Source organism: Pseudoalteromonas phenolica (genome assembly GCF_005876835.1).
GTDB lineage: Bacteria > Pseudomonadota > Gammaproteobacteria > Enterobacterales > Alteromonadaceae > Pseudoalteromonas > Pseudoalteromonas phenolica_B.
Genome location: NZ_PPSW01000008.1, coordinates 182,946 through 195,158, shown reverse-complemented (window position 1 = coordinate 195,158; position 12,213 = coordinate 182,946). Strand labels below are relative to the sequence as shown.

The 12,213-nt window shown below is 38.7% G+C and carries 12 protein-coding genes; 5 read left to right on the top strand and 7 right to left on the bottom strand.

The window, feature by feature from the left end:
- Positions 1-24: 24 nt before the first annotated feature.
- From ppiC to C1E24_RS06715, 3 genes are all read right to left on the bottom strand, one after another.
- Positions 25-303, bottom strand: coding sequence for a peptidylprolyl isomerase PpiC (ppiC, locus tag C1E24_RS06725; protein WP_138479960.1), 279 nt, complete (start codon positions 301-303; stop codon positions 25-27).
- A 91-nt stretch (positions 304-394) separates the two neighbouring features.
- Complete coding sequence (locus C1E24_RS06720) at positions 395-940, bottom strand: hypothetical protein (protein ID WP_138479958.1); 546 nt, start codon at positions 938-940, stop codon at positions 395-397.
- A gap of 445 nt (positions 941-1,385) precedes the next feature.
- Positions 1,386-2,858 carry a serine hydrolase domain-containing protein gene (locus C1E24_RS06715; protein WP_138479956.1) on the bottom strand — a complete coding sequence of 491 codons (1,473 nt, stop codon included), beginning with the start codon at positions 2,856-2,858 and terminating at the stop codon, positions 1,386-1,388.
- A gap of 723 nt (positions 2,859-3,581) precedes the next feature.
- Here C1E24_RS06715 and C1E24_RS20910 point away from each other — a divergent pair.
- Both C1E24_RS20910 and C1E24_RS06705 read left to right on the top strand, forming a co-directional pair.
- On the top strand, positions 3,582-3,737 hold the full coding sequence (locus tag C1E24_RS20910; RefSeq protein WP_171040814.1) for a hypothetical protein: 156 nt from the start codon (positions 3,582-3,584) through the stop codon (positions 3,735-3,737).
- Positions 3,738-4,320: 583 nt separating this feature from the next.
- Positions 4,321-4,632 (top strand): hypothetical protein, encoded by a 312-nt coding sequence (locus C1E24_RS06705; protein WP_138479952.1) that lies wholly within the window; start codon positions 4,321-4,323, stop codon positions 4,630-4,632.
- Between the two features lie 204 nt (positions 4,633-4,836).
- Here C1E24_RS06705 and C1E24_RS06700 read toward each other — a convergent pair whose 3' ends face one another.
- The 3 genes from C1E24_RS06700 to C1E24_RS06690 form a co-directional block, all read right to left on the bottom strand.
- Entirely contained in the window at positions 4,837-5,829 is a 993-nt protein-coding gene (locus C1E24_RS06700; RefSeq protein ID WP_138479950.1) for a fatty acid desaturase, read from the bottom strand.
- A 365-nt stretch (positions 5,830-6,194) separates the two neighbouring features.
- A complete protein-coding gene (locus tag C1E24_RS06695; protein ID WP_138479948.1) occupies positions 6,195-6,632 on the bottom strand; it encodes an acyl-CoA thioesterase in 438 nt (145 codons plus the stop codon).
- Between the two features lie 484 nt (positions 6,633-7,116).
- Positions 7,117-7,572, bottom strand: coding sequence for a hypothetical protein (locus C1E24_RS06690; RefSeq protein ID WP_138479946.1), 456 nt, complete (start codon positions 7,570-7,572; stop codon positions 7,117-7,119).
- Positions 7,573-7,871: 299 nt separating this feature from the next.
- On the opposite strand from C1E24_RS06690, the gene C1E24_RS06685 reads away from it, so the two are divergent.
- The 3 genes from C1E24_RS06685 (at position 7,872) to C1E24_RS06675 (ending at position 10,747) form a co-directional block, all read left to right on the top strand.
- Positions 7,872-9,527, top strand: a complete 1,656-nt coding sequence (locus tag C1E24_RS06685) for an LruC domain-containing protein (RefSeq protein WP_138479944.1) — start codon at positions 7,872-7,874, stop codon at positions 9,525-9,527.
- Between the two features lie 12 nt (positions 9,528-9,539).
- Positions 9,540-10,046, top strand: coding sequence for a hypothetical protein (locus C1E24_RS06680; RefSeq protein WP_138479942.1), 507 nt, complete (start codon positions 9,540-9,542; stop codon positions 10,044-10,046).
- 266 nt (positions 10,047-10,312) lie between these two features.
- On the top strand, positions 10,313-10,747 hold the full coding sequence (locus C1E24_RS06675; RefSeq protein ID WP_138479940.1) for a hypothetical protein: 435 nt from the start codon (positions 10,313-10,315) through the stop codon (positions 10,745-10,747).
- 108 nt (positions 10,748-10,855) lie between these two features.
- Here C1E24_RS06675 and C1E24_RS06670 read toward each other — a convergent pair whose 3' ends face one another.
- Complete coding sequence (locus tag C1E24_RS06670) at positions 10,856-12,208, bottom strand: hypothetical protein (protein ID WP_138479938.1); 1,353 nt, start codon at positions 12,206-12,208, stop codon at positions 10,856-10,858.
- Positions 12,209-12,213 lie beyond the last annotated feature (5 nt).

The following is a 12,213-nucleotide window of genomic DNA, read 5'->3' as shown; positions in this document are numbered from 1 at the left end:
AAAATTTATTAACTGGCTCTAATTCTAAGTACGATAAAGCACTTTTAGCACATGCCAACCAAACTTAGTTTTAACCAACTGCGGCGTTAAAACTTCACAAGAAAAGCAGACTTTATCAAATTGCGGAACCATGGTTCCGCGTCTGAACTCTCCTAAATCACCGCCCTTTTTACCAGTCGGACAGTTAGAATACTTCTTTGCTAAAGTCTGAAACTTAGCGCCTTTTTTTAATTGCTTAAGAATGTCTTCTGCTTGCTCTTTATGCTTTACCAAAATATGCAAGGCATGTGCTGTACTGGCCATATACTCTCGATTTACAACTTAAAATTAACTCTAATAATATTGTGTATTATAACGAAAAATCATGACCACACTAACTTATGATTGCGCTACATTACTTAGTAAACAACCCAAAAGGTATGACTAACCCAACTTGTGCTGTTGTGTCTCGCTCTAACGACAAAAATACATCTACATTCACACCAATACCGATAAACTTACCAAATGTGGCAGAGGCATGAAGTGGAATACCTATACTTGACCCCTCTTTTAAGTCACAGATATCACTAGAGCCTAACAAGCCATCCTGATAGTGCTCACAGTTTTTAGACCATGTACCATCGCCGTAACCTAACCCAGCACCCGCATCAACATAACCCCAGCTATAAGGTATAGAAACAAATCGAGTGACGCCATACATTTTAAATTCAGCATCATGGCGTGTCTTTGTTACTCGATTCAAATTTGTGGTCCCGAAAAACTCATCTTCCGTGTAATTTGAATGAACAAACGCCCAACCTTTGTCGTTGTCTCTTACTTTAATTTTAAACGAGCTGCCATACTGAAGCCCTTCACTGTATTCCAGCCAATATCTATCATATTCAGCCTGAGCAGCTGTAGAGAGTAAACACAGGCCTATTGCTGAAAGTAATTTTTTCATGCGTCCTTTCTTCCTTTTAAATATTGTTGAGGCTCATAGGCATAGCTGGCGTCCAGAGAATCGATGCTACGCTTATGCAGAAGACCAAAACCACCCATCATTATTAATTGATAAATAGCAATGATTCACGCGCACAAATATAACAGCCACACCAACTTAGGTACAAGTGTAACGTGTGCAAAATACACGTTATAAGTACAAAGGGTTTATGACTACGAGCGCAGCGAGAACATGCTCTTTGCGCAAGCTGAATTAAGCAGTTTTAAAAAGAACCAACACATGCTCAGGCTACAGAGATGTAATACCATACCAACCTTTATTTCGAACTTTCTTTGCGCGGGGTAAACCCGCGCCTACAAACCAAAAGGCCGTAAGCATGCTACGGCCTTTTAATGACAAAGAAGTAATTAACCTGAACCCTTAATAAATAAAATAAATTGCCCCGTTATAACTTCGCACCATTTAATTTTGCCAACTGTTGTTTAGCTGAAGCAAAGTTTGAGTCTATTTCTAATGCTTGCTTTAAACGTTTAGTCGCAGCCCTCTTTTGACCATTTAAAATTAATGCTTCAGCCAGGCTATCTAATGCATTTGGCGATTTAGGAAAGGCTTCAACGTTTAATTCAAAAGCAGCAATTGCAGCTTGAACATGCTCTTCTTGCAACAATACATAACCTAGGTCATTTAATTGACCTTCAGAGAAATCATATCCTGCTGCTTGATCGGCCTTTAGTTGATGATATGTACTCAGTGCCTTGTTGATATCTTGCTTAAACACGCCATAAAGCACTTGTGAAATAGGCTGCTGAATAAATTCATATGCCTGACCTGCCAAAATCGCATCAACAGCTTTTTCATTGGCATCTACACTGTCATCTTGCCCATTATTCGTCAGTAAAATAATTGTGCGATTATCTTCAATTTGACGTGTATAAATCGATTTAAATGCACGCCAATGACCACTGTGCCCCACCTTTTGCTGATTAAAAGCATCCGGTTTTAACATAAACCCAAAGCCATATTCTTTGGTTTTGCCATCAGTTGTTTTAGTCAATTGCGTAGCTGCTTGCCACGTCTTTGGACTTAAAAGTTTATGGCCATGTAACGCTTGATCCCAAGCATAAAGGTCACTGGTTGTTGAATAGATCCCTCCCATTCCTTCGATATCAAAAAATGGAATTTGGTCAAATGTACGTTGAGTGCCATTAATTTGCTGACGAAAACCGTATGCACGCTCAGTTAATCTATGCTCAGTTTTGCTTGTACGGCTTACCGACTGTGTCATTTTCAGAGGTGTAAAAATTCTGCTTTGTAAAAACTCGCCATAACTTTGCTTTGAAACCTTAGAGACCAAAGTCGCCAACACGACATACCCAGTATTACTGTAACGCCACTGTGCGCCAGGCTGAAACATCACCTCTGGGGCTTGGTCAATTAATGCATCTAGCACGGTGTTTTGATCGAGACTCGCTGTGACTTTCCCCTGACGGTACAAACTTGTTAAATATGGCATCATATCAGCAATACCAGATGTATGATTAAGCAGCTGTTTGATGATGATCTGCTCATATGGAAAATCAGGGATATGCTGAATGACTTTATCTTCAAAATTAAGTTTACCCTGCTCTTGAAGCATCATAATGGCGACCGCTGTAAACTGCTTTGAAATCGAGCCTATATCAAATTGGTGTGAAGTTGAAAGCGGCATGTCACCTTTATGGTTAACACCCATAGCTTGGTGATATAACACTTTTCCGCCTTCAGCCACCAAGAAGCTACCATTACAAAGTTGCGCCTTATGACACTGTTTAAAATAAGATTTTAATGTTTCAACTCTTGAGTCCTGCTCAGCCATTGCTGATTGACTGCCAAAAAACATAACACTGCTTACTAAGCTAGAAAGGATAAACTTGTTCATATTAATTCTCGATTATTATTGAATTCGTAGTAATCAATTAACAATTATCAGACCAGATTTTTAACCCTTATTTATCAGCAACTTAAAGATAATCATACTATTTCCGCCTTTATTGATGTCGCTATATCGGAACATAAAATATGTACGGTGTGTCACTTTCGGGACACTCTTTGAGGCCATTTAAGAGTGTCTTTACAGCAATATAATTTGTTGCTTACGTACCAAAATCGACACAGTCAAACCAAAGATAAAATGAATTACCTATAAATAAACTAAACAGAGGTATTCTCATAATGAGGGGGATCATAGTGCTGCGATTTTAGTTTTGATCGAACGAACTCACATTTCGTATCAAAAGATTAATCAAGAGGATGAGATTAATGAGAATACGCTACAAACTCTGCGCACAGTGCCAACAAAACAAGCCTGTTATGTACCGATGCCGCTATAACGGCAACATTGAATGGCAATTTGTCTGTGGCCCTTGCTTACTCGTCATCAAGAAGCAGTATTGCGAAACATATCAGTATGGTGGGACTTGGAAAGCCAAAAAGAAGTGAAGGGTACAACTTCACCATGCTAAATAAAAGATAACAAAAAGCTACAGCAAAACTTAAAACGATCAAATATGTTCACCGTTCGATAAATTATCGGCACCAAACATTTTAGAAATTAAAAGGAAATTTTAATGAACTTAAAACTAACAAAAAAAGAATGAAGTCTTTGAGTCAAGATTCAAATCGTCTACCTTTAATATTAACTGCAAATATTGCTGGCGGTAAAATTACTGACGATTACCCAATGACTAAAGTTGCAATGACTTGTCCTGAACCAACAAAAGACAGACCTACTGTGTTCCCTAAACCAAAAGACTTGTGAACAAAATAGGTTAATGCTATTAAACTGTTAAAGTGATTGGGAGCCTATTGAGCTCCCTTTATTTGCTATGTAACAAAGAGTATTCAAAATCTATTACAACACAGATTGAACTAGTCATGAAAACTTAGACTGCAGTCTTTCTTTTCGAACTATTGCATTAGCACAAACCATAATTGCATTACTTTACTATTCAACCTACCAAGCAGAACTGAAAGCTTAAAGCTAATACCAGTCGTCAACAATTCTAATCACTCTTAAGGACTCATACCAATACTCAATCATTTTGAGGGACTAAAACTGACGCTAACTTCGTTGAAAGTTTCTTATTTAGAACAAATTAGCAAAATTTCCGCCTCGTTATCGACTAGTTTTTCTTGCCTCAAAATAAGCTGCTTAATTAAGAGGATTGCTACAAAAAACGACTTCGAATACTTTCTCAAAAAATTGACGCTATAAAAATTAAAATAAAACAGAAAATAACCTTTACTTTCAACATCCTAAAATTAAAGTTCAAACACCTCCTTAAGCTGGTTTGAAAAATGCATATATCTATGTACTGACACTCATTAAACAGGTAAGCACAATGAATCATAATGATAGTAAAGTTTATGTATTGAGCGGATATGCTAAATGCGCTACAGCGAACAGCGAAAAATATAAAGAAGGTAATCAGCATTCAATCGGGCTATTAACCACCGACGAAAATTATCAAGACAACATCTCTCAACTTGAGACTTTTGTTAAAGGGTTTGGCTGGGAGTCTATCTCGTTTTGCATGGTTGAAGAGGTTGAAGACATTAATGCACTGACAAATGAGGTATTAATATCTAGCTTTATTCGCGCTCAAGAAAACGGCCAATCTTTAGTTGTGAATGATTTCCCAATTGCGGTGTAATTAATGACAGGATAGATCTAACGTTTCAAAAAATATTGAAGCGTTAGTGACTGTAGGCTAACACCAGTGAAACTTATTTACTTTTGCGCGGGGTAAACCCGCACCCGCAAACTCAATCTCCATTCCCTGTAGGCGCCAACTTTATGTTGCGCATAAACACCAATGCGCAAGCCGAACAACTTACGCAATCATAAAGTCGTTCTACTATGCTTTTTCTACATATCTATTCGCTAACTTCAAACTCTCCAAATCATTAAAGCGCACACCATGCTCAGCCATAACCGGCTGTATTTTCTTACTGATTAACTGTCGAATATAAAAAGGTTGATTCGGCACAAAATGATGAATGGTATGCGTACGGCCAAAATCAAAACAGAAAAGCTGGAAAGGCAAAAACCAGCGGCTACTAATCACATGTGTTTGCTCTAACAAGTTGGTCACGCCACCGTAGTAATGCATTGAAGAAGTCACAAAGTTAAGTGACGTTGAGCGGATCATGTTCGGCACAATCAGTACTACCATTAAAAATTCAGCCACTGCAAGTATGCCTGCGCCCCAAACGGGTAGTTCGAATGGCTGAATAAATTGCACTACATGATAAACAATCACGCCATATAACATTGCAAAGTAAGCCGAGGTGATCGGGAAACCAGCATTAAACACCTGTAGAAATTTAAAGCCTTTGATCTCTTTGCTAAAACGCTTGGAATTAATCAGTAAACCGAGCAATCCATCCATGATCACCACAGCTCTTAAAAATGGCGACTTAATGCCATTTCCGACTAAGCGTTCTTCTAAATCTTGCTCAGTGCCAGACACTTTGTGATGGTGTAGGTGAATTTGTCTACGATACCAAGGGTTCACCGTATTAGGGCGCATCAACCACACAGTCAGCATCATAAAATTATGTATAAATGGTCGATTACTAAAATACTGTTTGTGAATTAGATCATGCTCTAACTCATGTGAAATAGAGGTAATGATCGCTGCTAAAATAATGCACAACCACGCAGGAATAAGTGCAAAGTAATACAGCGTACCAACGCCAATGAGTGAGAAAAGTGACAGTAACATAATTGCCATTGCAATGCTGTTTTGCTGGTCAAGAATAGGAAAACGGGCTCGGAGAGATTGCTCTTCGGCTTTAATCGCAGTCACAATGCTTTTTATGTTCTGCTTCGCGGTTAATTTTGACATTAAGAATATAGCTAACTTTTTGGTGATAAGATCATAGCGTAAAGGCAACATCCCCTCGACTAAATGCGGTGGAATATATTGCAAAATACAAGTTGTAGGTGCAAAGGGTTTATGACTGCGAGCGCAGCGAGCACATTCTCTTTGCGCAATGTGAAATAAGCAATTTTAAAAGCAGTTGACACAGCAGAGATCTACATGGACTTAATACTTCGCCTTCCTATGTTTTAATATGCTCTTTGAGCAATCTTACTAGAGTTATTTTCATTCACTGAACCCGAAACGAAGCAACTCAGCCTGAAGAGGTGAGAATAAGGATACCTAATTAGCATAGCTCAATGAGTACCCCCCTCCTCCATCTGCAAAACCTATTGAGCAACATCCATCTCATACTGCTTTAATATAGCCATCATATTCTCTGGAATTGGCGATTTTTGACCTGTTTTCATATTAAACATCACTACATTCGCATAACCCGTTGTACAAATTGCTTGCTGTGACTCGCTAAACGCCTCATAGCGCATAGTAAAACGGTCTTCTTTTATATCAGTAATGTATGAACCAATGTACAAGGTATCTGGAAAAGTCACTGGGCGCTTATATTGCGCATAAGTGTCGCGTAACACAGGACTATGCGTCGGCTCAGATAAAATAGATAAAAGCCCTGTTTGTTTTAAAAAGTCGATCCGCGCGGTTTCAAAATATCGGAAATACGACACGTTGTTTACATGTCCCAATGCATCCATTTCACCCCACACCACATTGACCTTAGTGTTGATTGCGAACTTCTCAAAAAATTCCTGCATGATGTTGCCTTTGTTATGGTTATTTATATTTAGAGTGAAAACTCATCGTACCAGTATAGTAGTGCAAAATACACGTTGCGAAGCAAGGTTACTTTTGCGCAAGGGTGACGAGTGACCACAAAAATGTATGGAACATTTTTGAACTGCGAAGTAGGTCCGGAGGGTGAAAGGCAGGAAGCCTGAAATCATACGAAGTTTCGCAGCACGAGGAAGTGAGGGTATGGATACCCGATGGGCGTAGCTACATGGATGTAATACCACGTCAATCTTGCTTCAAAAGTTTTTTCGCAATACGAAGGAAACCATTTTAAAAACTGCTGAGTCTGTATCTAGCTAGAAGGTGCAAAGGGTTTATGACTGCGAGCGAAGCGAGTACATTCCCTTTACGCAAGGTGAATGCAAAACAACGAGCTTGTTAGCTGTAATTTTAAATATGAATCGCCTCTCGGGTTAAATAACATTAGTTACTGAGCTCAAAGCTCTATCATTCTGCCACTTTATTTTCTTCTAAACTCTCTTTCTTTTGCTCATGTGCCCGCGCTCGCTCCTGACCTTTTTGATACTCTTCGGCAATCATCTTCTCTATTTCTGAGTTTTTTTCATTAAAATCTTTCTCAGAAATTTCACCTGCATCAAACTGTTCTTTTTGTTCATCGAGCTTCTCTCTCAACTGCTTTATTTTCTCCATATCAACGCCAAGTCTTTGCATTAAAATGGCTTCTTGCATTTGCCCTAAAAAACCTTCGTTACGTATGGTCGTTTGTAGCTCTTTTTGTTGATATTGCTGGCTAACTGAAGAAGCCTGTTGCATCGGCATCTCAGCGGCAATTGCTTGGCTAAATTGCCTTTCATCATTGCCGCTATGCGACAACTTTTGCACACCTTCAATATGATTTGGGGTCGATAATGGGCTAGTGCCTGCGGCTTTGTACATCAACATAGTGTGTTCCTTGTAATTTGTTTATCACATCCATATATGTTTCAAAAATCGAGCCAGTATGAAAATCGATTTCATTATTACTTATATCTCATTTAACGGTTTTCACCTTTATTGATTTGCAACCTCGCAGAGTAATAAAAGAAGCTCAAAAGGCGTACGCATTAAACTTTTCGCAAAATGCAATGCATGTTCATAAAACAACTTAACAAGAAAAACATAAACCATTAATTAATAAGAAGAAAATATAGGTCTATTATTTGCTAAAACTTATTTATAAATAAAGTAGCGAGAGATCTAATATGGCTTATTATCAGACATTAATCATATGCATTGTCATTAGTTTTTTTTCAACTTTAGCAAATGCAGAAACCGATACATTAAATACTCGCTTAGGGCCTATCAACATCAGTTGGGTAAGTGACAGAAACACGGGTTACAATGCTAAAGGCGAACCGCTCAATGTTGTCAATATTAACGACCAGCTACCCGCTACTTTTCTAGCCGATATTTATGCGAAGATCCCAGATGGGCGCCGAGTAAACCCCGACTATATTGACACTGATTCAAAGAGTAATTTGGTTATAGACAATGACTTTGAGGGACAAGCAACCGTAAGTGTTACATTTTTAAACGAAGGTGCCTATTTCAGAAATACCTTCGGTTACTTCTTATATGATCCAAATTCCCCCCCTCAAACTTTCACCGATATTGCAGAACATAAAATCATTTTTCCTAACGCATCTAAACCTAATGCGGGGTTATTAGACCAAGGCGATACTGTGCCTTTAGAGATCACATTAACTGCTGGTCAAGCAATGGGCTTTTTTGTTATTCCAAATGGGTGGGGGTTCTCAAGCAGCTATGCAGAACTTGAAAGCTCAGGGTATTGGGATCAAGCCTTTTACAGCCTTCCGCACTTAAACCCAGAACCTGATGGCGTAAAACAACACAATGTCGTGTTTTATGACACGCAAAGTCAACTCTTAGTAATTGCGTTTGAAGATTATTATCGTATGCAGGGTGACAACGACTTCAACGATATGATCTTTTCATTAGACGTTACTCCAATTGGTGCTTTAGAAGGTATCAATGATGACGGTACGGTCACAGACACAAACTATAATGTACTTATTGAAGAAGAGACTACTCCCACTTCATCATCAAGTTACTATCCGTCTGCATCAGGCTATGCAACCATCATGTTTGAAGATAGATGGCCAAAAATGGGGGATTATGATTTTAACGACCTTGTTGTTAAATATAGATATTATTTAGAAAAAGATATCAATAACAAGCTTTCATCACTCGAGCTAAAATATAATATTCAAGCCATTGGCGCGGAGTATCATAACGGCTTTGCACTTCATCTTCCCAATGTAACAAAGGCGAATATCAAATCAGCAACACTGCAAAAGTCAGGCTCAACGGTAACATTACAACCTGAAGCAGCAGCCAGTGAAGTTATTTTCATTTTATCTGCAGATGTTTGGCAAGACGTCTCTACTAGCTGCAATATGTTTAGAACTATGCCAAGTTGTAAAAATGCCATCAGCAGTGAGTTTGTACTGAATGTTGAGTTTAATCAGAGTGTCGATGAATCTTCCGTCGGCCTCCCCCCTTATGATTTATTTATATTTGCATCTGTAGACAAACCCCATGGAGAGTTCGCTGGACGCCAGTGGGAAGTTCATCTAAAAGAATTTTCAGGCACTAGCTTATTTAACCAAGGTCAGTACGGCCTTCACGATGACAATAGTAATGCCACTAACTCATTCGTGAACTCAAATAACTTCCCATGGGCAATCAATGTACTAGATAACTTTGAGCAACCTTCAGAAGGAAAGGATATTCAAAAAGGTTACCCTGATTTTGCTCAGTGGGTAATAAATAGCGGAGCCAGCCATACAGACTGGTACAAACCAGCACGCTCTGTCATAAACTATATTTACAAGTAAGAGGAAAACAAGATGAAACTTACCAATTCAATTACACTTATCATCTTACTCGCATTGCTTGTGGGGTGTGGCGGTGGGTCAGAAAGCAGTTCGCAGGTGCCAGAAAACAATGAAAGTAATACTCAAACAGCTGCAACAACTGAAAGCAGTGGAAATACTGAAACAAACGAGACTCCAGATACAACGCAGCTTGTTGCTCCTCAATCTTTTGATTTTCGAGTGGATAAAGATGTTCGTATTCTTTTAGCCGACTTACCTCAAACAAACGGTGTCATAAACATATATCATGGCACCGACTTTTATGACGAACAAAACGATGTGTATTACCCTGATGGTAAGACACTGCTTACCAGTTGGCGCCCTAAGCAAACACAACAAATCAATGTCAGCTTCAACAAAAACTGGCAAGGGCTATTAATTGAGTGGCTACCACAAACGGGGTTTGAAAAAGAGCAATATATATTCTTTTCTGCTTCGCAAATTAACGAAGAACTCTTGCTTTCGATCAATGCAGAGTAATCTGTCAAAAAATGAATCAGCTAAGTCAATAGAAAGTTAAAACTGTAATGGCTCTCATATAATGAGAGCCCACACTTTGACAATAAGCGCTACTAAATAACACTTCGACTACTTTTGCAAAATCATAAAAACCTTATCGAAACCGTAAAACCACACCAACATAAAATCACTATAAAAAATTAAAACCTATAATTATTAAAGCCTTACAATCAGGCGCTCGACTTGCTATCTCATAACTCTAAACACATAAAGAGTAAGGAATAGACATGAACTTAATCAGCAAATTAATTATCGGTGGTTTAATCACAGCCAGCCTGCACGCCAATGCCATGATAATTAGGCACGATGTAAATGACGATAAGTACGTTCAGCAAGCAAGCGATTACCCCGCTATTTTTCCCTTGAAGGATGACGGTAAAACTAAAAACTGTGTCGGAACTTTGTTGGCACCACAATGGGCTGTAACTGCAGCGCACTGTACTATTTTATTAGAGCCCGGCAGTCAGCTTGAAATAGCGGGTAAGCAAACTGAAGTTCACTCGATTCATTTGCCGCCTGAATATGGCTATATGAAAGCAATAAAGAATGAGCAAGGTAAAATCATCGACATTGAAGACAAGGTTAAAGACCCATCATTCGATATCGCTTTAATCAATGGGGTCAGAGTCATTGAATTCATACTTAAACAACTTCATATTTAAGCATAGTTAAGTAAAAAGCCGAGGTTTAGAGTAACTCGGCTTGAATAAACAGCTTATATATCACTGAAATTGAATTGGGTCTTGTTAAGTTTAGTGAGGTTCAAAAAACTATTGTAATTGAGCAAGGAGCGGGTCATTTTCATCCAAAGTTTTATTTCTTACTTTTGCTTCTAGCAATAAGCGAACTTTGGTGAGCTTCTTTTGCATTTTGTCTTCGGTTGCGCCAACAATATGCTTTTCCAAACCCCAAGTCATCAAAAATAACTCAAAGGTGGTGTAGGTGATGAGTAAAGTATCCATCATTTTATCTAATACGATATTAACGTCTTGCTTCTGACCACCGCGTTCATATTTTTGCCTTGCATCACCCACATATAATGCAATGGCGCTGAGCAACTCTTTACCCACTGCTCCACCAGCGACATTAATACCAGCAGCGCCCAATTTCGTCACTCCTGAGGCAGACACCGAACCTACTATACTCGCAACGACACCTAATAGACTTTCTATAGTCCATAAAATGCCGCTATAGAATTTTTGATACCACGCTAGATCCAAACTAGATGAATCAAAGTGATAGCTTTTGGTCATCATGCGCATCTGTCGATAAGAGACAACCAATAAGTTTTCAACTGCTTTTAGTTTATCTAAGTAGCGGGTTTTACCAATACTCTCTTTTTTTGGGGGGCTTCCAAAGTCACCATTATGATCAGATAAGTTTTTAATTAACCCTTCATAGGCGAGCTTTGCATTATTGCTAGCATTTGAACTTCTATCCATAGAGTATAAAGCGAATACTGCATTATCGTAAGCGACTGCAGGCCACTCCACATTTACGATGGCTTTAATTGTTGCTGCTAGCTTGTTGGTAATACAAAGCATCATTTCAAAGTTATTTTTAGTCATAGCTGAGTCTTCGGTATAAAAGCCACCCACAGAAGGGGGGATAATTGATTTACCGCCTTTTTCCAGTTTAGCTATTTCTTCACTGAAGCCCTTGGTGCTAAATAACCCCCAAAGCTGAGTATTCTTATAGTTATTCCATGGATAACCTACGTCGCTTGTTAACGACTTATTTTTATCTTCAATTTTTCCGCTATTGTTAATTTCATTGATGATGGAGTAGTTTTTAGCAAGCCCTATCCAACCTGTGCCTCTATCAAGATAAAAGTCGAACGCATTTGGTGCGTTGTTATACTTTGAATCGATTCCACCCTGAGTTTGTTGGTTTTCCTTATCCCAATCTCTGAACTTACCTTTTGAGTCAACGAACTTCATGTTTTTACAACTGAGTATTGCTGGAGCCCATAACCCCTCTCTTCGCTCAGTAGCCACCCTATCTAGATCTTTGACTAACCTCTTTAAGTCGTCTTTAAACACCTCATATAAGGTATCTTGCTCTGTATAAATTTGACTAAGCACATGTTTTAACTTGCCATTGTTAAAAATAAATAATCTCATCTCGT